Here is a 19,007-nt window from a genome sequence, read left to right on the forward strand (position 1 = left end):
GATCTTGCTGGTAGCTTCCTTCGCGTGGGAGGAAAAGTCCATGCCAATAATCAACATCACCCGCCGTGACCTCGCGCGCCTGCTGGCCGGCGGCGCGGCAACCCTGCCGTTCCTGCCAGGGATCGCGCAGGCCCAGGGCCGGCGCGAAACGCTGGTGATCGGCCTCGACACCAGCGACACCGTCACCTTCGATCCCGTCCGCCAGGCGCAATACACGCCGCCGCTGACGCTGGCCGCCTGCTACGACACGCTGCTCACCTTCGAGCCCGGCGACTACGTGAACCCCAAGCCCTGCCTGGCGACGAAGTGGGAGCGCCGGCCCGGCGGCGATGGCTGGCGCTTCACCCTGCGGGAGGGCGTGAAGTTCGCCAGCGGCGCGCCGCTCACCGCCGAGGACGTGAAGTTCAGCTTCGACCGGCTGATCAACATGCACGAGCAGACGCAGGTCTACATCAAGTCGGTGGACCGGGCGGAGGTGGTGGACGAGCGGACCGTCGACCTGATCATGAACGCGCCCAAGGCGCCGATCCTGCCGATCCTCTGCAACCCCGGCTGCGCCATCATGGAGAAGGCCGTGCTGGTGAAGAACGGCGCGGTGGCGACGGCGGAGGCGCGCGAGAAGGACAAGGCGACCGAGTGGCTGAACGAGCACAGCGCCGGCACCGGCCCCTACCGCCTGGTGCGCTGGGAGCGCAACACGCAGATCGCGCTGCAGCGCAACCCGCATTCCTGGCACGGCCCGGCCGATTTCGAACGGGTGATCATCCGCCACCTGTCCGACAGCGCGGCCCAGCTCCTGGCGCTGCGCCGCGGCGACGTGCATGCGGCCTTCAACCTGATCCCCGAGCACATCAAGGGGCTGCAGGACGAGCCGAACGTCCGCATCGAACAGCTGCCGAGCCTCGATTTCGTCTACATGGCGGTGACGCAAAGCCCCGCCGCCAATCCCGCCCTGGCGAAGAAGGAGGCGCGCCACGCCATCGGCTACGCCATCGACTATGACGGCATCCTGGGCAGCCTGCTCGGCGGCGCCGGCACCCGCCCGGCGCATTTCCTGCCCATCGGCGTGCTCGGCAGCACGCCGGAGATCGCACGCGAGGTCGGCTTCCATCAGGACCTCGACAAGGCCCGCAGCCTGCTGCAATCCGCCGGCCTGGGCGAGGGCTTCGAGTTCGAGCTGGCCTATGGCAACGCCGTGGTGGCCGGCGTGCCATACCAGGTGCTGGCGCAGAAGGTGCAGTCCGACCTCGCCCGCGTCGGCATCCGCGCCAGGCTGGCGCCGATGGACCAGGTGAACCTGCGCACCATGTACACCACCGGCAAGATGCAGGGCGCGGTGCTCACCTTCTGGAACCCGCCAGCCGTGTCCAACGATCTCTGGGCCTCGGCGGTGGTGGAGCGGGTCGCCAAGCGCGTCAGCTGGGAGGTGCCGCCGGAGATGCCGGCGCTGGTGAAGCAGGCCTCGGAGACCGAGGACCCGAAGGAGGCCGCGCGCCTCTGGATCGAGTGGCAGAAGAAGGTGGTGGACCAGGCCAACCACTTCGTCCTGTTCCAGCCGACCTACCAGATCGGCGTGCGCAAGAGCATCAAGGACTTTCCGCTCACCGCCGCGGGCTGGCAGCTCAACATGGGCGGCGTCACCCTGGCCTGAGGCGGGGGAGGGGCGGCGGGAGGCCCGCCGCCCGGCCCTTTCAGCGGGCGAAATCCGCGGAGCGCTTCTCGTTGAAGGCACGGATGCCTTCCAGGTGGTCGCCGGCGCTGAAGCAGAGAACGTTCATCTCGTTCTCGTAGCGCAACCCGGCGCTGAGCGGCGCCTCCATGGCCGCGCGCAGCGCCGCCTTCACCGATTGCACGGCCACCGGGCTGTAGCCCGCGAGCTGCCGCGCCGCCGCCCGTGCCGCCTCCAGCAGCGCCGCCGGCGCCACCACGCGGTGGACCATGCCCAGGCGCAGCGCCTCCGCGGCCTCCACCTGCTCCCCCAGCATCAGCAGGCGCGTCGCCGCCGCATGGCCGATCAGCCGCGGCAGCAGCTGCGAGGCGCCGCCGCCGCCCACCCAGCCACGCTGCACCTCGGGAAAGCCGATGCGCGTGGTTTCCGCGGCGATGCGGATGTCGGCGCCCAGCGCCATCTCCGCGCCGCCGCCCAGCGTCCAGCCCTGCAGCGCGGCCACCACTGGCTTGCGGATGTCGCGCACCACGGTGGCGTATTCCACCCGGTTGCGGAAATGCCAGGCCGAGGGGTAGGCCGCCAGCGCGTTGAGGTCGCTGCCCGAGCAGAAGGCGCGCTCGCCCTCGCCGCGCAGCAGCACCGCGCGCACCGCGTCATCCTCCTCCAGCGACCGGGCGTGGCCGGCCAGCTCCCGCGCCATCGCCGGCGTCACCGCATTGTGCTTCGCGGCACGGTCGAGGACGATTTCCGCCACGCCATCGGCGACCGTCATGCGCACGCTGCCCTGCATGTCCTTCCTCCCCTTCTTCAGAATCTGTCGTGATTATAACGTTCCAACGATTCGCCGGCGAAGTCCACCTTGGGGCTTGATGATAACGTTCCAATGCGACATGAATCGCTGCAACGATAAGTCAGGGCAGGGAGGATCGGGCCGATGCCACGCTACATCGCCCAGCGGCTCGTCACCGCCGCGATCATGGCGCTCCTGGCCAGTGCCGTCATCTTTCTGATCGCCAACCTGGTGCCGGGCGATCCGGTGCTGGCGCAGCTGGGCGACATCGCCGCGAGCGATCCGGCGACCGTCGCGCGCTGGCGCGCCAAATGGGGGCTCGACCTGCCGCTGTGGGAGCGCTACGGCATCTTCCTGCAGGGGCTCGTGCATGGCGACCTCGGGATTTCCATCGCCACGCGCCGCCCGGTGCTGGACGACATCCTGCAATACGCGCCCGCCACCATCGAGCTGTCCACCGTCGCCTTCCTGCTTTCGCTGTTCGTCGGCCTCCCGCTCGGCATCGCCGCCGCGGTCTGGCGGGACGGCTGGGTGGACTCGCTGGCGCGGGCCGTCTCGCTGCTCGGCGTCTCGGCGCCCACCTTCTGGCTCGCCTTCATCATGCTGGCGATCTTCTACGGCGGCCTGGAATGGGCGCCCGGCCCGGGCCGGCTCGACCCCATCGCCTTCCCGCCGGAAGGTCCCACCGGCTTCTTCCTGTTCGACGCGCTCTGGCAGCAGGACTGGGAGACCTTCTGGGACGCGGCGGCGCATCTGGTGCTGCCCTCCATCGTGCTGGCGGCGGCGACGGTCGGGCTGATCACCCGCACCACCCGCGCCGCCATGCTGGACAGCCTGCAGCAGGACTATGTGCGGGTGTCCCGCGCCAAGGGCATGCGGGAGCGGGTCGTGGTGCTGCGCCATGCGCTGCCCAATGCCCTGGTGCCGGTGGTGACGCTGGGCGGCCTCGCCTATGCCAACCTGCTGGCCGGCGCGGTGATGACGGAAACGGTGTTCAGCTGGCCCGGCCTCGGCCGCTACACCTTCCGCTCGGCGGCGGCGCTCGATTTTCCGGCCATCGTCGGCATCACGCTGGTGGTCTCGGTCACCTACCTGCTGGTCAACCTGCTCGTTGATCTGTCCTACGCCATTCTCGACCCGCGGGTGCGCCGATGAGCGTCTCCACCGCCCCTCTGGCGCTGCCCCCCGCCCGCTCGCGCCTGCGCCGCCGGCTGCGCCGCTACGGTCCCGCCTGGCTCGGCGGCGCCATCGTGCTGGCCTGGATCCTGGTGGCGCTGCTGGCGCCCTGGATCGCGCCCTATCCGCCGGATGCGGTGGACGTCACCAGCCGCCTCCTGCCGCCCTCCGCGGCGCACTGGATGGGCACGGACACCCTGGGGCGGGACGTCTTCTCGCGCCTGCTGCACGGCGCCCGGCTTTCGCTCTTCGCGGGCTTCACCGTGGTGCTGCTGGGCGCGGCGTTCGGCACGCTGGTCGGCATCGTCGCCGCCTGGGCGCGCGGCTGGTGGGACGAGGCGCTGATGCGCCTCACCGACCTCGTGCTGTGCTTTCCGCCGATCATCCTGGCGCTGGCCATCGCCGCCGCCCTGGGCATCGGGCCGGTGAACACCATCCTCGCCATGCTGGTGGTATGGTGGCCGAAATTCGCCCGCCTGGCGCGCGCCCTGGCGCTGGTGCAGCGCAGCCAGGAATATGTCGAGGCCGCCACGGTGCTCGGCCTCAAGCCGCGCCGCATCCTGGCGCGCCATATCCTGCCCAACACGCTCGGCCCGCTCGCTGTGCTCATCACGCTTGACCTCGGCAACGCCATCCTGACCTTCGCCGGCCTCTCCTTCCTCGGCCTCGGCGTCATTCCGCCGACGCCCGAATGGGGCTCGATGGTCGCCGAGGGACGCGAGCTGGTGGAGCAGTGGTGGGTCGCGACCTTCCCCGGCCTCGCCATCCTCACCGTTGTCGTCGGCTTCAACTTCTGCGGCGACGGGCTGCGCGACTGGCTCGACCCCAAGGGCCGCAGCCGGTGACCCCGCCCACGGAAAGGACATCCCCGCCCATGGACGGTTCCGCCCCGCCCAGCCCCCCTCCTGACGCGCCGCCTGTGCTGGAGGTGCGCGACCTGCACACCGTCTTCATGACCGATGACGGGCCGGTGCACGCGGTGGACGGCGTTTCCTTCCGCGTCGGCGCGGGCGAGACGCTCGGCATCGTCGGCGAGAGCGGCTCGGGCAAGAGCGTGACGGCGCTTTCGCTGCTGCGGCTGCTGGAGGAGCCGGCGCGCATCGTCGGCGGCAGCATCCGCTTCCAGGACCGCGACGTGCTGGCCATGTCCCGCTCGGAACTCTCGGACTGGCGCGGCGACCGCGCGGCGATGGTGTTCCAGGACCCGATGACCGGGCTGAACCCGGTGCTGCGCATCCTGCGGCAGGTGACGGAGCACATCGTCTCGCATGGCCGCATGAAGCCGGCGGCGGCGCGCAGGCGCGGCGTCGAGCTGCTGCGCCGCATGGGCGTGGCGGCGCCCGAGCGCGCCGCCGGCGCCTTCCCGCACGAATTCTCCGGCGGCATGCGGCAGCGGGTGATGATGGCGATCGGCGTCGCCAACGATCCGGCGCTGCTGATCGCCGACGAGCCGACCACCGCGCTCGACGTCACCATCCAGGCGCAGATCCTCGACCTGCTGCGCGGCCTGAACGAGGAGTTCGGCACCGCTATCGTGCTGATCAGCCACGACCTCGGCGTGATCGGCACGGTCTGCCGCCGCGTCGCGGTGATGTATGCCGGCGAGGTGGTGGAGGAGGCGGCGACCGAGGCCGTGCTGGCCGACCCGCGCCACCCCTATTCCTGGGCGCTGATCAACGCCGTGCCGCGCCTCGACAGCCCCGCCGGCGCGCGGCTGACCAGCATCGAGGGCACGCCGCCCGACGCGCTGAACCCGCCGCCGGGCTGCCGCTTCGAGCCGCGCTGCCCCTTCCGCATCAGCCGCTGCCGGCAGGAGCGCCCGTCGCTGCTGGAGGTGGCGCCGGGCCGTCGCGCCCGCTGCTGGGTCACCGCCGACGGCCGCAGCCTGCCGCCGCCCACCGTGCCCGCCGCCCCCGCCGCCGAGGCGCCGCGCATGGCCGAGGCGCCGTTGCTGGAGGCGCAGGGGGTGGAGAAGCATTTCCCCTTGCCGCGCCGCTCCTGGTTCGGGCCGCGCGAGGCGGTGCACGCGGTGAACGGCGTGGACATCGCCCTGCACCGGCGCGAAAGCCTCGGCATCGTCGGCGAGAGCGGCTGCGGCAAGTCCACCCTGGCCCGGCTGCTGACGCGGCTGCACCAGCCCACCGGCGGCCGCGTCCGCTTCGAGGGGCGCGACATCACCCATGCCTCGGCCGCCGATCTGCGGCCGCTGCGCCCGCGCCTGCAGATGGTGTTCCAGGACCCCTATGCCTCGCTGAACCCGCGCATGGCGGTGGGCGACATCCTGGCCGAGCCGCTGCTGGCGCATGGCCGCGTGGGCTCGCGGCGGGCGGCGGCGGAGCGGGTGGCGGAACTGCTCGCCACCGTCGGCCTGAAGCCCGCCTTCGCCACGCGATATCCGCACGAGTTCTCCGGCGGCCAGCGGCAGCGCATCTCGATCGCCCGCGCCCTGGCGCTCGATCCCTCCGTGGTGGTGGCGGACGAGCCGGTCTCCGCGCTCGACGTCAATGTGCAGGCGCAGGTGCTGAACCTGATGCTCGACCTGCGCGCGCGGCTTGGCCTCTCCTACCTGTTCATCGCGCATGACCTGGCCGTGGTGCGCGCCTTCTGCGACCGCGTGGCCGTGATGTATCTCGGCCGCATCGTCGAGGAGGGACCGGCGGACGCGGTGCTCTCGGAGCCGCTGCACCCCTACACGGTGGCGCTGACCAGCGCGATCCCGGAGCCCGGGCGGCAGCGCGTGGTGCTGGGCGGCGAGCCGCCCTCCACGCTGCGCCTGCCCACCGGCTGCGCCTTCCGCGCGCGCTGCCCGGTGGCGCGCACCGAATGTGAGGCGCCGCCGCCGCTGGCCGATCTTGGCGGCGGCCGCCGCGTGGCCTGCCATTTCCCCGGGGCCTTCGCGCCCCGCACCACAGCAACACTGGAGACCGTGTGATGAGGCGCATGCGTGCAGCGGAAGCCGCCCGGCTGGTTCAGGACGGCGACACGCTGCTGATCGGTGGGTCCGGCGGCGGACATGCGGTGCCCGACGCGCTGCTGGCCGCCCTTGGCGAGCGGTTCCGCGAGACCGGCGCGCCGCGCGGCATCACCGCCCTGCATCCGGTCGGCCTCGGCGACGGCAAGACGCGCGGCGCCGGCCACCTGGCGCAGGAAGGGCTGCTAAAGCGCGTCGTCTCCGGCACCTTCGTCAACAGCCCGGGCATCGCGCGGCTGGCGCTGGACGAGAAGATCGAGGCCTATACGCTGCCGCAGGGCTCGCTCTCCCAGCTCATGCGCGAGATGGCGGCGGGGCGCCCCGGCCTGCTGACGCGCATCGGCCTGCACAGCTTCGTCGATCCGCGCCTCGGCGGCGGGCGGCAGAGTCGCTGCGCGACCGAGGACCTGGTCGAGCTGGTCGAGTTCCAGGGCCAGGAATACCTGTTCTACCGCCCCTTCAAGGTGGATGTGGCGCTGGTGCGCGGTTCCGCCGCCGACGAGGATGGCAACATCTCCATGGAGCACGAGGCCGTCACGCTGGAGATGCTGAGCATCGCCCAGGCGGCGCGGCGCTCCGGCGGGCTGGTGATCGCGCAGGTCAAGACCATCGTGCCGCGCGGCTCGCTGCACCCGAAGATGGTCAAGGTGCCCGGCATCCTGGTGGACGCGCTGGTGCATGTGCCGGACCAGTGGCAGACCTACGAGACGCAGGACAGCCCGGCCTATTCCGGCCACCTTCGCGTGGCGCTGGAGGAGATCCCGCGCCTGCCGGCCGGCCCGCGCCGGATCGTCGCCCGCCGCGGCACGATGGAACTGTTCGAAGGCGCCATCTGCAATCTCGGCTCCGGCATCTCCACCGGCATCGCCAATGTGGCGGCGGAGGAGGGGGTGCTGCGCCGCGTCTGCCTGACCAACGAGCAGGGCAATATCGGCGGCGCGCCGGCCAGCGGCAACGAGGCCGGCGCCGCCCGCTCGCCCGACGCGCAGGTGGACCAGCCCTACCAATTCGACTTCTACGACGGCGGCGGGCTCGACCTCGCCTTCCTCTCCTTCGCCGAGTTCGACGCGGAGGGCAACGTCAACGTCTCGCGCTTCGGCGGCCGCATCGTCGGGCCGGGCGGCTTCGTCAACATCAGCCAGGGCGCCAAGGCGGTGATCTTCGGCGGCACGCTGACCGCCAATGGCGCGCCCAAGGCGGTGCGGCAGGTGGAGCAGGTGACCTTCTCCGGCCGCTTCGCGCGGGAGCGCGGCCAGCCCGTGCTCTACGTCACCGAGCGCGCCGTGTTCCGCCTCGGCGATGCGGGGCCGGAGCTGGTCGAGATCGCGCCGGGGCTGGACCTGGAGCGTGACGTGCTCGGCGTCATGGGCTTCCGCCCGCGCGTCTCGCCCGAACTGCGGACGATGGAGGCTGCGCTCTTCGAGGATGGTCCCATGGGGTTGGCCCATCGCCTGCCGGGCCGCCGCCAGCGCGCCGCGCTCGCGCGCCTCGAAGAGTTGCAGGCGGCGGAATAGCGCGATGGACAGCGTCACCCGCCTCGCCGCCGGCGACCAGGTGGAGTTCCACCGCGCCATCTCCGCCGCCGACATCCGCGCCTTCGCCGAGCTGAGCGGCGACCACGATCCCGTGCATGTGGACGAGGACTTCGCCCGCACCACGGCCTTCGGCCGCTGCATCGCGCATGGCGCGCATGTCATGGCGCTGGTTTCCGCCGCCTCCTCGCTGATGTCGCGCCGCGCGGTGGAGCGCGGCTGCGCCGGCACCCCGGTCTCGGCGGGCTACGACCGCATCCGCTTCACCCATCCGGTCTTCGCGGGGGATGCGCTGACCGTGCGCTATACCGTCGAGGAAGTGGAGGAATCCCCCGGCCGCACCCGCTCCCGCTTCGAGGTGGTGAACCAGGACGGCCGGCTCTGCCTCACTGGCACGCATATCCTGCGCTGGGTCGAGGGCTGAGGGAGAACGCGACGATGACCGAGATTCTTTTGCCCGTGGCTGGCGGCAGCCTGCAATCCTATCGCCTGCAGGGCCGCGCCCTGCCGGCCCCGGCGCCCGGCGCGCGCTTCAACCGCATCGCCTATTCGGCGGCGCATGTGGTGGCCGATCCCTTCGCCGAGACATCGCCGCATGCCGGAGCGACCATCGACTGGGAGCGCACCATCGCCTACCGGCGGCACCTCGCCGGGCTCGGGCTCGGCATCGCCGAGGCGATGGACACCGCGCAGCGCGGCATGGGGCTGGACTGGCCCGCCGCGCGCGAGCTGATCACCCGCAGCATGCGCGAGACGCGCGACATCCCCGGCATCCGCATCGCTTCCGGCTGCGGCACCGACCAGCTCGACCCGCGCGACGCGCGCGGCGTGGACGACGTGCTGCGCGCCTACATGGAGCAGCTTGAGGCCATCCAGTCGCTCGGCGGCCGGCTCATCATGATGGCCAGCCGCGCCCTGGCGCGCGTCGCCCGCTCGCCGGAAGACTACCGCACGGTCTATCGCCGCGTGCTGTCCGCCGCAGAGGCGCCGGTGATCCTGCACTGGCTGGGCGACATGTTCGACCCCGCCCTCGCCGGCTACTGGGGGCATGACGGTTTCGACGGCGCGCTGCGCACCTGCCTGGAGATCATCGAGGAGAACCGCGACCGCATCGACGGCATCAAGATCTCGCTGCTGGACGACGCGAAGGAGGTGCGGATGCGCCGCCTGCTGCCGGCCGGCGTGCGGATGTACACCGGCGACGACTTCAACTATCCCGCGCTGATCGCCGGCGACGCCGAAGGCCATTCCGACGCGCTGCTCGGCATCTTCGACGCCATCGCCCCCGCCGCCTCCCTGGCGCTCGCGGCGCTGGCGGAGGGCGACACCGCGCGCTTCCACGCCATCCTGGAGCCGACCGTGCCGCTCTCGCGGCGGATCTTCGGCGCGCCCACGCAGTTCTACAAGACCGGCGTGGTCTTCCTGGCCTACCTCAATGGCCATCAGGAGCATTTCATCATGGTCGGCGGCCAGCAATCCATGCGCCCGCTCGCCTACTTCACCGACATCTTCCGCATGGCCGACGCCGCCGGCCTGCTGCGCGACCCGGAGATGGCGGCGGCGCGGATGCGGCGCCTGCTGGCGCTCTACGGCGTCGGGGGCTGAGCGCGTGCGCGATCTCGCCGGCCGGCCGGACCTCTGCGCCATCAACACCGCCACCCTCGGCCACTCGGCGCCGATCGGCGCGGTGATCGAGGCGGTGGCGCACCAGGGCTTCGGCGGCATCGCTCCCTGGCGGCGCGACCTGGAAGGAGAGGATGTCGCCGCCGTGGCGCGGCGGATCCGCGATGCCGGGCTGGCCGTCTCCGGCTATTGCCGCAGCAGCGCCTTTCCCGCCGCCACGCCGGAAGCCGCGCGTGCGGCGGTGGAGGAGAACCGCCGTGCCCTGCGCGACGCGGCCACCCTCGGCGCCCGCTGCTTCGTGCTGGTGGCCGGCGGCCTGCCGCCCGGTTCGCGCGACCTCGCCGCCGCCCGCGGGCAGTTGCGCGACGGCGTCGGCGCGTTGCTGGAGGAGGCGCGGCAGCTTGGCGTCACCCTGGCGCTGGAACCGCTGCACCCCGTCTATGCCGCCGACCGCTCCTGCCTCTGCACCCTCGGCGAGGCGCTCGACCTTTGCGACGCGCTGGACCCGGAGGCGCGCGGCGGCCTCGGCGTCGCCGCCGACGTCTATCACCTCTGGTGGGATGCCGCCCTGCCGCGCGAGCTGCGGCGCGCCGCCCGGCATGACCGCATCGCCGCCTTCCATGTCTGCGACTGGCTGGTGCCGACGCGCGACGTGCTGCTCGACCGCGGCATGATGGGCGACGGCGTCATCGACATCCGCGGCATCCGCGCCGCCGTCGAGGCCACGGGCTATGACGGGCTGGTGGAGGTCGAGATCTTCTCGGCGCAGGACTGGTGGCGCCGGCCGATGGAGGAAACCCTCGCCACCTGCGCGGCGCGGCTGGGGAGCGTCTGCTGAAGCGGCGTCAGCGTGCCTTGCGTCGCGCCCGCTTCTTCTTCGCCGCCGCCGGGGGTGCCCACAGCTCCATCATCTGGCGCGTCGCCGTGGCCTGCTGCCGCCCGGCCTCGGCGGTCCAGAAGCTCCGCGCGGCGCCCGCCCAGGCATTGGCGCCGCTCAGCCACATGCTCATCAGCGGGTTCTTCTTCGTCCACGGATTGGTCATGCACCCCCCCAGCGGCCATGCGATGGCGGGATCGCCATCCGCCGGGACTACAAGGCCGCCCAAGGGACATTGGTTGCGAACGCGGCCCCGAAGGTTGCGCCCGCAACCGGCCGGAAGGCGCCTCAGCTGCCGCCGGTGACGGGCAGCACCTGGCCGGTGATCCAGGAGGTCTCCTTCGAGGCCAGGAAGAGCACGGCATGGGCGATGTCCGCCGGCTCGCCCAAGCGCCGCATCGCGATGCGGCCGAGCATCGCCTGCTGCCCCTCGGCGCCGTAGGAGGCCCATTGCCGCTCGTAGTCCGGGCTGGTGCGCAGGAAGCCCGGCGCCACCGCGTTCACCGTGATGCCATAGGGTCCGAGTTCGGCCGAGATTTGCCGGACAAAGCCGATCTGCGCCGTCTTGGCCGTACCATAGGCATGGATGCCGGTCAGGCTGACCCCCAGCCCCGCGCCGCTGGAGATGACCACGATGCGCCCGGCGCGCCGTTGCTTCATCCCCGGCGCCACCGCACGGCAGGCATGGAAGGCGCCGCGCAGGTTGACGTCCATGATGGCGTCCCAGTCGGCGTCGGTGATGTCCTCCAGCGGCTTGCGCGCCTGGCCCAGCACGCCGCCGGCGACATGCACCAGCACGTCCACCGGCTCCACCGCCCGCACCAGCGCCGCGACCGCCGCGCCGTCGGTGACGTCGAGCCGCCGGGCTTCCACCTGGCCGCCGACCTCGTGCGCCATCCGCTCCAGCGGCTCGGCCAGCACGTCGGTGGCCACCACCCGCGCGCCGCTGGCGGCAAAGCCCTCGACGATGCCGCGCCCGATGCCGCGCGCCGCGCCGGTGACGAGAACGGTTTGCTCCGCGAATTCGAACTTCATCGTCTCAGGCCGCGTTGTCGCGCGCATAGGCGGCGACCTCGGCATGGGTGGCGAACCACACGTCGCCCTTGGCCTTGGCGTGCGCGATCAGCGCCTCCAGGATCCAGATGCGCGAGCGGTAGCCGATGATGTGCGGGTGGCAGGTGAGCTGAAAGATGCCGCCCTCGGCATGGGCGGCGTCGAACTCGCGGCGAAAGATGTTCAGCACGTCCTCCGGCGGCGTGTAGGGCCGCAACGACTGGAAGCGGTGCATCATGAAGTACACCGCGTCGTCGCGCACCCACTCCACCGGCAGCTCGACGATGCCGGTCGGCTCGCCCTCCATTTCCAGCTCGTAGCAGTCCTCGTCGGCNCCATTTCCAGCTCGTAGCAGTCCTCGTCGGCCATCAGCGAGGAGTCGTAGAGCAGCCCCAGCTCCCGCTCGATGCGCAGCGTGTTCGGGCTGAAGTCCCAGGACGGCGTGCGCAGCCCGACCGGCCGCGCGCCGGTGATCCGCTCCAGCGCGTCGGTGGCGCGGAACATCAGGTCCCGCTCCGCCTCATAGGGCAGCACCGAGTTGAGCTCATGGATCCAGCCATGGATGCCGATCTCGTGCCCGGCGGCCACCAGCCCGCGCTGCTCGTCCGGATAGGTGAGGGCGGCCACGGCCGGCACGTAGAAGGTGGCGCGGATGCCGTGCCGGTCCAGCAGCTTCGCGATGCGTGGCACGCCGACGCGGTTGCCGTACTGCCCCCAGGCCATGCGGCCGATCGACTTGCCGCCCTCGCGCAGCTCGTTGGTCTCATGGTCGCTGTCGAAGGAGAGGGCTACGGCGCAGCGCGCGCCGCCCGGCCACTGCCGCGGCCGCAGCGGGCGGCCGGCACGCACCTGACGGATCAGCCCCTGCCAGTGCCGGTCCGGCCACTGCCAGGGTTCCATCCGGGAGGGGTCGCTGGGATTGTCCTGGGTCATGGCCGGGGTCCTTTCAGGTCAGCGCAGGTCCGAATGCGCGGTCTCGCGCAGCCGGAGGATGACCAGGGTGGAGAGGATGGCCGCCCCGATCAGGTAATAGGTCGGCGAGAGCGGCGAGCCGGTGGTGGCGATCAGCCAGGTGGCGATGTAGGGCGCGAAGCCGCCAAAGATCGCCACCGCCAGGCTGTAGCCGGTGGACATGTAGGTGGAGCGCGAGGCGGTCGGGAAGATCTCCGAGATCGCCGCCGGGCCGGGACCGGAGAAGGCGGCGATCATCACCGCGAAGATGATCTGCACCAGGATGACGGTGCCGAGCCCGCCGCCCGAGAGCAGCAGCACGAACAGCGGGTAGGTCAGCAGGATGAAGGCGATGCAGCAGCCGAGCAGCAGCGGCTTGCGGCCGATGCGGTCCGACAGCATGCCCATCAGCGGCACCGCGACCACCAGCACGACGAGGCCCAGCGTGTTCGACCACAGCGCCGCCGTCCGGCTCAGCCCCGCATGCTGCTGGGTGAAGGTCGGCATGTAGTTGAGCATCACGTAGTAGGAGACGGTCCAGAGGATGGTGAAGCCGAAGGCGCGGCCGGCGAGCGTCCAGTTGCCTGCCTCGCGCGCGGCCGGCGCCTTCTCGGCCACCGCCTCGCGATAGGCCGGCGTCTCCTCGATGTTGCGGCGCATGTAGATGCCGAGCGGGATCAGCAGGCCGCCGAGCAGGAAGGGAATGCGCCAGCCCCAGGCTTCCATCGTCCCGGCGGAAAACACGCTGCTGCAGATTGCGGCGACCGCCGAGCCGAGCAGCAGCCCGCCGGCGACGCTCGCCTGCTGGAAGCTGCCGAAGAAGCCGCGCCGGTTCTTCGGTGCCCACTCGACGATGAAGGCGGTGGAGCCGCCCCATTCGCCGCCCGCCGCGAAGCCCTGCGCCAGGCGGCAGACCACCAGCAGGATCGGCGACAGGATGCCGATGGTCTCATAGGTCGGCAGCAGGCCGATCGCCACGGTGCCGAAGGCCATCATGAAGATGGTCAGCAGCAGCGCCGCCTTGCGCCCATGCGTGTCGCCCATCCGCCCGATCAGGATGCCGCCCAGGGGCCGCACCACGAAGCCGATGCCGAAGGCGGCGAAGGTGGCGAGCAGGGCGGAGGTGGGGTTCTCGCTGTGGAAGAACTGGTGCGAGAGGATGGTCGCCAGATAGGCATAGACGGAGAAGTCGTACCATTCCAGCACGTTGCCGATCACGGCGGCGCCGACGGCCTTGCCGGCGGTCAGGTTGTCGGCTGCCCCTACGGCGGTGTTGCTGCGTCCTGACATGCGCGTCCCTTTCTAAGGGCGGAAAGGACCCCCGGGCCCGGGCCGCCGTATCACATTGTGATATCAAAAATTATACGGCAATATGCCGCGAATCTGTCAAGCGCGCCGCAGGAGAGAGCCGGAAGCCATGCCTGAGGATGCCCTGCTGGTGGGCTCGGTCGAGAAGGCCTTCCGCGTGCTGCATGCCGTGCGCGAAGGCCCCGGTGCGATGAGCCTGGGCGAGATCGCCGCCGCCTCCGGCCTCGACAAGAGTGCCGCCCAGCGCTTCAGCCACACTCTCTGGCGCCTTGGCTACCTGGAGAAGGATGCGCGCACGCGGCGCTTCAGCCTGGGGCGCCAGGCGCTGGAAACCGCCTTCCACTATCTCCGCACCACGCCGCTGGTGGAGGTGGCGATGCCGGTCGTGGCCGAACTGCGGCGCTCCTGTGGCGAGCGGGTCAGCATGAGCCTGTGGGAGGGCGCCTCGCTGATCTACGTGATCCGGCAGCAGAGCAGGCGCGAGTACTTCTGGTCCTCGCTGGTCGGGCGCCGCGTGCCGCTGGTCAGCACGGCCGGCGGCCGCGCCATCCTGGCGACCCTGCCGCCGGAGGAGGCGGAGGCGCTGGTCCGCCGCGCCATTCCCGCCGCGCTGACCCCCCGCACCCTGACCGACCCCGCGGCCATCCTGGAGCAGGTGCGGCGCGCGCGCGCGCAGGGCTATGCCCTGGCGGTCGAGGAGGTCTCGGCGGGGGAGGTGACGCTGGGCGCCGCCATCACCCGCGCGGATGGCCGGCCGGTGGCGGCCCTGCACATCGCCGGCTCGCTCGGCGAGTGGAAACCGGAGGCCTTCGCGGCCAGCTTCGCGCCGCTGCTGGTGGAGGCGGCCCAGGGGCTCAGCCGCGCCAGCCAGCCGGGGAGATGGAGCTCCGATGGCGAGGCGAACAAAAGCCCGGAAGAGTGAACTCCCCCGGAACCCACGCCTGCTTCCGCCAGGTTTCCAGACCCGCCCGTGGCGAGGTTCCGCGGCGGCCGTCGCCGGGCTGCCTCAGCCCCGGCGCGAGCGCCTGCACCGGACGCGACCAAGCTGATAGAAAAAACGAGGTGTGGGCCTGGGGGAGAACTCATTCTCCCCGGCTCGCCCTGCCAGCGTAGAGGACAGGCGCGATGTTCAGATCAGCCGAAATCGGCCGCGTGAAGCCCGAATGGGTCGATCACTACGGCCACATGAACCTGGCCTACTATGTGGTTGCCTTCGACCTGCTCACCGATGCCGCCTGGCCGCAGCTCCATCTCGGCCCGGCCTTCCGCGCGCGGGGCCTCGGCACCTTCGCCGCCGAGAACTGGGTGGCCTACAGGCGCGAGATGACGGAAGGCATGCCTTTCGGCGGCACCAGCGAGATCCTGGATTTCGACAGCAAGCGCCTGCTGCTGCGTCACCGCCTGCTGCATGCGGGGGAGGGGTGGGAGAGCGCCGAATCCGAGCTGCTCTTCCTTTGCGTGGACCTGGAGCGGCGCAAGGTCGGCGCCTGGCCGGAGGATGTGCGGGCGGCCTTCGCCGCCGCGCCACGGGGCGGGGCGCCGCAGCGCCTCCGGCTGAAGCGCGGCGGCTGAACCGCCGCGCCTGCGCGTCACTTCGCGGGTGCCGGGGCCTTCAGCAGCCCGACCTCCGCGAGAAAGCCGCGCAGCATCCCGGATTGCGCCGGGGTGAGCGGCCAGGCCGAGGGTGGGCGCGTCGCGCCGCAGTCCTGCCCCATCATCGCCAGCGCCGCCTTCACGCCGGTGACGTTGGTGCCGTTCATCTCCTGCGCGCGCACCGTCTCGAACACCGCCATGCCGGCGATCAGGCGGCGCGCCTCGGCGAAGTCGCCCGCCTCCAGCGCCGTGTGGATCGCCACTGAACGCTCCGGCCAGACGTTGATCAGCCCCGAGGTGAAGCCGCGCGCGCCCACCGCGTAGAAGGCCGGCGCCCAAACCTCGGCCAGCCCGCCGACCCAGACAACATGCTCCGGGCTCGCCGCCATCGCCTCGGCCAGCTTCAACGGGTTCGGCGTCGCCCACTTCACGCCGACCACGCCCTCCAGCGAGCAGATCGCGGCGATGTTGGCGGTGCCGATCGCGTCGTTGCGGAGATAGAGCACGATCGGCAACCCGTCGCCCGCGTCCTGCACCCGCTTCACGTATTCGATGATGCCGCGCGGCGAGACGAAGGGGTCCGGCGGCTGGTGGATCATCAGCCCGTCGGCGCCGGCCTTCGCGGAGGCGCGCGCCAGGGCGCAGGCGTCGTGCACGGACTTGCCGATGCCCGCCAGCAGCGGCGCCCGCCCGGCCACGATCTGCGCGCAGTCGGCGACGAAGGCCTCGGCCTCGGCGGTGGTGAGCCCGTAGAACTCGCCGGTATTGCCGTTCGCCACCAGGATGTGCACGCCGGCATCCACGGCACGGGCAACGATCGGGGCCAGGCGCCGCGTGTCGAGCTTGTCCCCGGCATCGAAGGGCGCCACCAGAATCCCGGAGATGCCGGTCAAGGACTGTATCAGCCTGCTACTCGCCATGGGGTTCTCCTTGTCGTGCCGTGCCGCCGCGGGGAGCAAGCGCCGCCCCTGGACAGAACAGTCATATCGCTGAACCGCGCGCCCGCGAAGGGCCGGCCCGGAAGGCGGGCGCCGGGGGTGCCCGACTGCGCCGCCGGGCGGATGCCGCGCTGATCGTTGCTCCGCGCCCTGGGAAGCGCCGCTCTCCAGTGCCTCGCCGGCTGCCATGGCCGGATGCCGGCGAGGCCGTCCCGGCACTCCCGGTTCCCCTTCTTGGGGCGAGACTGCTGCGCCCGTGCGTGGCAGGATGGCGCAGGGACCGCGCTGCCCTGGCGCGGGGCCGCTCGCACCATCTCAGACCCCGCGAGGCGCCAATGACGCTACCAGCCGTTGCGCAGCCAAGGCCGAGCAGGACGGCCGGCCGCCGGGCTGTCCTGCGGATGCTGCTGCTTGCGCTGCCGTTGCCTGGCGGATGTGCCGGATACGCGCCGGCCGTCCCGTCCGTGCGCCTGCCTCCGGATGCGGTCGAGGGCGCGGGCGATCCGACGCGGGCGGCCATCCTCAGCACCGCCTACGTCTTCGGCAACCCGGCGGCCCTGGCCGGGCGCCCGGCGGAGGCGGCGCGGGCGGTGGCGAACTACGAATACCTCACGGTTGAGATTCCGGCCGGCCCACGCTGGGTGGGCTTCTCGCCGCTCGTCGGGGTGGAGCTCCGCCGTGGCCTTCCGGAGGTGAGGAATGCCGCCGGAATCGCGCCTGAAGCACCGCCGCAGGCGGTGGTGGACGCACTCTACGCCGCCTCCCGCGCCCTGCGCGCGGGTGACGAGGCGGCGGCGCGGCGCCTCCTTTCGCCGCCCCTCTTCCCCGCCGGCGGCGAGGCGACGCTGGCGCGCCTGGCCAACCTCCCGCGCCTGCGGCAGGCGAACTTCGCCTCCTCCCTGGCGGCCAACGAGTTGAACCGGCAGGACCGGGAGGGCGGCCGGAGAGGCATCTGGCCGCAACTCTAGCCACCGCCTGCCGCGGCGGCCTCTCGGGCCTCTCCCGGCCTGCCTCCGGCTTCGCGGCCGCCTCCTGGCGGGCGGCGGAGCGGAATTCACCGCAGGCGCGGTAGGGCTTCCACAACAGCCGAGATCCGCGCTGGCGGTGCGAGGCGCGGAGCGCGCTTCGCGAAGCCGGCGGCCGGAATCCGCCTGCGCGCGCCCCGCGGCTGGCTCCAGCCATGAGGCGCCCGGCCCCAAGGGCGGCGGGAACAGGCCGAGGCGCCCCTGGCGCGGCGCATACCCTCCCATCCCACGCCAATACGGGTGCTCCTGGGAAATTCCTTGCTTCTCCAGGTGGTTGGAGGAACGCGGACGGGCAGGAGCCTGGGGCCGGCCGGTTCTGCGCGCGCCCATGGATCGGGCCAGAGATCCTTTGGCTCACAGAGCGGATAAATCACCAAATAGGCGAATAAGATTTTTCTTCACTAAACCGTGAGGCGAGTAACGATCAGTTAACAACCATCACTCACTTTTGAGTGAGCAACCCAGGGCCTCTGCCCAGCTCCCTCAGAAGGTCTTCCCCCATGGCCGCTTTCGGCGTTTATGTCGGCAACAGCACGGCTGACCTGAACAAGTTCTCCTCCTGGCTGGGCGACAAGCCGGACTACGTCCACGGCGTTGTCGGCTATGCCAACTGGACGGACTATGTGTCCTCAGCGAGCTGGCAGGCCGGGTTGTGGAAATCGACCGGCATCGATGTGCAATGGTCGGTGCCGATCATCAGCAAGGAAGGCAATCTCGGCACCGCCGCCAGCGGCGCCTACAACACCTATTACAAGCAGGTGGCGGAAGCGCTCCTGAAGAACACCCCTGGCGACGGCCCGATCATGGTCCGCACCGGCTGGGAGGCCAACGGCGACTGGTTCTTCTGGAACGCGATCGGCAAGGAGGAGGCGTTCAAGGGCGCCTTCCGCCAGATGGCGAGCACCTTCAAGCAGGTCTCCGACCGCTTCCAGTTCGAGTGGAACATCAACCACGCGAACGGCGGCACCAATCCCGAGAGCATCTATCCCGGCGACGAGTACGTCGATGTCATCGGCATGGATTTCTACTACAAGCCGGAATACCAGGGCAGCGACCCGGCGAAGGCGTTCTACCAGATCCGCGACGAGAAGTACGGCCTGCAGTGGCTGGAGAACTTCGCCGCCGCGCATGGCAAGCCGACCGCCTATTCCGAGTGGGGCGTGACCGGCAACAACGCGGCGCCCTTCGTGCAACTCGCCAAGCAGTGGTTCGACAGCCACAACGTGGTCCTGCAGAGCTACTGGGACTCCGACTCCGCCTATCCCGGCAAGCTGTCCGACGGCACCGACGCGAATACCGGCGCCGCCTTCAAGGCCGCCTTCGCGAACTGGGGCTCGGGCGATATGACCTGGGCTGATTTCGGCGGCGGGTCCAGCGCGCCGGTGCCCGCTCCCGAGGCCATGCCGGACGTGCCCACGCAGAACGGTGGCGACGCCACAGCGGGCAAGCCGCCCGGCGCCGATGACCCGGTGGTCCCCACCGCGCCCGTGGTGACGGCACC

19 protein-coding genes are annotated in these 19,007 nt (G+C 71.2%); 12 read left to right on the forward strand and 7 right to left on the reverse strand.

Annotation, left to right across the window (positions count from 1 at the left end; genetic code table 11):
- Nucleotides 1–40: 40 nt before the first annotated feature.
- The gene (locus E0493_RS21525) at nucleotides 41–1,651 is read left to right on the forward strand and encodes an ABC transporter substrate-binding protein (RefSeq protein WP_160939327.1); all 1,611 of its coding nucleotides are present in this window, start codon (nucleotides 41–43) and stop codon (nucleotides 1,649–1,651) included.
- 40 nt (nucleotides 1,652–1,691) lie between these two features.
- On the opposite strand, the gene E0493_RS21530 is transcribed toward E0493_RS21525, so the two are convergent.
- Nucleotides 1,692–2,459, reverse strand: coding sequence for an enoyl-CoA hydratase/isomerase family protein (locus tag E0493_RS21530; protein WP_160939328.1), 768 nt, complete (start codon nucleotides 2,457–2,459; stop codon nucleotides 1,692–1,694).
- A gap of 144 nt (nucleotides 2,460–2,603) precedes the next feature.
- On the opposite strand from E0493_RS21530, the gene E0493_RS21535 reads away from it, so the two are divergent.
- Genes E0493_RS21535 through E0493_RS21565 form a run of 7 tightly spaced genes read left to right on the forward strand, consistent with a single transcriptional unit; the run spans nucleotide 2,604 to nucleotide 10,599 of the window.
- A complete protein-coding gene (locus tag E0493_RS21535; protein WP_160939329.1) occupies nucleotides 2,604–3,614 on the forward strand; it encodes an ABC transporter permease in 1,011 nt (336 codons plus the stop codon).
- Nucleotides 3,611–4,480 carry an ABC transporter permease gene (locus tag E0493_RS21540; protein WP_160939330.1) on the forward strand — a complete coding sequence of 290 codons (870 nt, stop codon included), beginning with the start codon at nucleotides 3,611–3,613 and terminating at the stop codon, nucleotides 4,478–4,480. The genes E0493_RS21535 and E0493_RS21540 overlap by 4 nt, the downstream gene beginning before the upstream one ends.
- Nucleotides 4,481–4,509: 29 nt before the next feature.
- A complete protein-coding gene (locus E0493_RS23600) occupies nucleotides 4,510–6,567 on the forward strand; it encodes an ABC transporter ATP-binding protein (protein ID WP_160939331.1) in 2,058 nt (685 codons plus the stop codon).
- Entirely contained in the window at nucleotides 6,567–8,120 is a 1,554-nt protein-coding gene (locus E0493_RS21550) for an acyl CoA:acetate/3-ketoacid CoA transferase (protein ID WP_160939332.1), read from the forward strand. The genes E0493_RS23600 and E0493_RS21550 overlap by 1 nt, the downstream gene beginning before the upstream one ends.
- 4 nt (nucleotides 8,121–8,124) lie before the next feature.
- Nucleotides 8,125–8,562 carry a MaoC family dehydratase gene (locus E0493_RS21555; protein ID WP_160939333.1) on the forward strand — a complete coding sequence of 146 codons (438 nt, stop codon included), beginning with the start codon at nucleotides 8,125–8,127 and terminating at the stop codon, nucleotides 8,560–8,562.
- Nucleotides 8,563–8,576: 14 nt separating this feature from the next.
- Complete coding sequence (locus E0493_RS21560) at nucleotides 8,577–9,743, forward strand: dihydrodipicolinate synthase family protein (RefSeq protein WP_160939334.1); 1,167 nt, start codon at nucleotides 8,577–8,579, stop codon at nucleotides 9,741–9,743.
- 4 nt (nucleotides 9,744–9,747) lie between these two features.
- The gene (locus tag E0493_RS21565; RefSeq protein ID WP_160939335.1) at nucleotides 9,748–10,599 is read left to right on the forward strand and encodes a sugar phosphate isomerase/epimerase family protein; all 852 of its coding nucleotides are present in this window, start codon (nucleotides 9,748–9,750) and stop codon (nucleotides 10,597–10,599) included.
- A gap of 7 nt (nucleotides 10,600–10,606) precedes the next feature.
- Here the strand turns inward: E0493_RS21565 and E0493_RS21570 are convergent, their stop codons facing one another.
- From E0493_RS21570 to E0493_RS21585, 5 genes are all read right to left on the reverse strand, one after another.
- Nucleotides 10,607–10,771 (reverse strand): hypothetical protein, encoded by a 165-nt coding sequence (locus E0493_RS21570; protein ID WP_235913946.1) that lies wholly within the window; start codon nucleotides 10,769–10,771, stop codon nucleotides 10,607–10,609.
- 155 nt (nucleotides 10,772–10,926) lie between these two features.
- Entirely contained in the window at nucleotides 10,927–11,673 is a 747-nt protein-coding gene (locus E0493_RS21575) for an SDR family NAD(P)-dependent oxidoreductase (RefSeq protein WP_160939337.1), read from the reverse strand.
- Nucleotides 11,674–11,677: 4 nt separating this feature from the next.
- The gene (locus tag E0493_RS23605) at nucleotides 11,678–11,998 is read right to left on the reverse strand and encodes a polysaccharide deacetylase family protein (RefSeq protein WP_235913947.1); all 321 of its coding nucleotides are present in this window, start codon (nucleotides 11,996–11,998) and stop codon (nucleotides 11,678–11,680) included.
- Nucleotides 11,926–12,624 carry a polysaccharide deacetylase family protein gene (locus E0493_RS21580; RefSeq protein ID WP_235913948.1) on the reverse strand — a complete coding sequence of 233 codons (699 nt, stop codon included), beginning with the start codon at nucleotides 12,622–12,624 and terminating at the stop codon, nucleotides 11,926–11,928. The genes E0493_RS23605 and E0493_RS21580 overlap by 73 nt, the downstream gene beginning before the upstream one ends.
- An 18-nt stretch (nucleotides 12,625–12,642) precedes the next feature.
- Nucleotides 12,643–13,932 (reverse strand): MFS transporter, encoded by a 1,290-nt coding sequence (locus E0493_RS21585; RefSeq protein WP_160939338.1) that lies wholly within the window; start codon nucleotides 13,930–13,932, stop codon nucleotides 12,643–12,645.
- A gap of 127 nt (nucleotides 13,933–14,059) precedes the next feature.
- On the opposite strand from E0493_RS21585, the gene E0493_RS21590 reads away from it, so the two are divergent.
- Together E0493_RS21590 and E0493_RS21595 are read left to right on the forward strand one after the other, a co-directional pair.
- Entirely contained in the window at nucleotides 14,060–14,872 is an 813-nt protein-coding gene (locus tag E0493_RS21590) for an IclR family transcriptional regulator (RefSeq protein ID WP_160939339.1), read from the forward strand.
- A 203-nt stretch (nucleotides 14,873–15,075) separates the two neighbouring features.
- Nucleotides 15,076–15,522, forward strand: coding sequence for a thioesterase family protein (locus tag E0493_RS21595; RefSeq protein ID WP_160939340.1), 447 nt, complete (start codon nucleotides 15,076–15,078; stop codon nucleotides 15,520–15,522).
- 17 nt (nucleotides 15,523–15,539) lie between these two features.
- On the opposite strand, the gene E0493_RS21600 is transcribed toward E0493_RS21595, so the two are convergent.
- On the reverse strand, nucleotides 15,540–16,436 hold the full coding sequence (locus E0493_RS21600) for a dihydrodipicolinate synthase family protein (RefSeq protein ID WP_235913949.1): 897 nt from the start codon (nucleotides 16,434–16,436) through the stop codon (nucleotides 15,540–15,542).
- A 509-nt stretch (nucleotides 16,437–16,945) separates the two neighbouring features.
- Here E0493_RS21600 and E0493_RS21605 point away from each other — a divergent pair.
- Together E0493_RS21605 and E0493_RS21610 are read left to right on the forward strand one after the other, a co-directional pair.
- Nucleotides 16,946–17,449: a hypothetical protein gene (locus E0493_RS21605; protein ID WP_160939342.1), complete on the forward strand. Its 504-nt coding sequence runs from the start codon at nucleotides 16,946–16,948 to the stop codon at nucleotides 17,447–17,449.
- 557 nt (nucleotides 17,450–18,006) lie between these two features.
- On the forward strand, nucleotides 18,007–19,007 hold a 1,001-nt coding region (locus E0493_RS21610), incomplete at its 3' end, for a glycoside hydrolase family 26 protein (protein WP_160939343.1).

It is taken from the genome of Teichococcus coralli, from assembly GCF_009829925.1.
Lineage (GTDB): Bacteria > Pseudomonadota > Alphaproteobacteria > Acetobacterales > Acetobacteraceae > Pseudoroseomonas > Pseudoroseomonas coralli.